1 protein-coding gene is annotated in these 455 nt (G+C 45.1%); it reads left to right on the plus strand.

Going from position 1 to position 455, the window contains the following annotated elements; all coding sequences use genetic code 11:
* Positions 1 to 455: peptidase M23 (locus ACTHUR_RS20520; RefSeq protein ID WP_440400640.1), on the plus strand; the 455-nt coding region annotated here is incomplete at both ends.

Here is a 455-nt window from a genome sequence, read left to right on the forward strand (position 1 = left end):
CCTAAGATTACACCGGCGGGTGCGTATTATGCTGTTTCAAATGATACGCCCAGTGCCAGCAGAACTTTATTGTATGGCCTGTTGCGTGCAGAGCCGTCTGAAACCATCAGCAGCGAAAAAATCTTGGCATGGGCGGATACCAGCGACATCAATACCGCTTTGAACCTACTGTATCGCCTCCAACGCTTGGAATTTTTGTATGGTGATGAAGAAATCAGCACAGACGATATCCATTTGACTGACGAGCAATTGCCTACATTGTTGGAACAGTTGTCTAATTCTGGCAAAGCTTTATTGGCTGATGAAAACGGTTTGTATTTTGCCAATGCTAATTTCCATCACGAGGCTGCGGAAGAGTTGGGCCTTTTGGCGAGTGAAGTGGCCAAAATGGAAGACAAACACCGTCTTTTGATTCGCAATAACCTACATATCAATAATAGCGCATGGGGTATTTG

The sequence above is a fragment of the Neisseria sp. P0021.S007 genome, assembly GCF_051956855.1.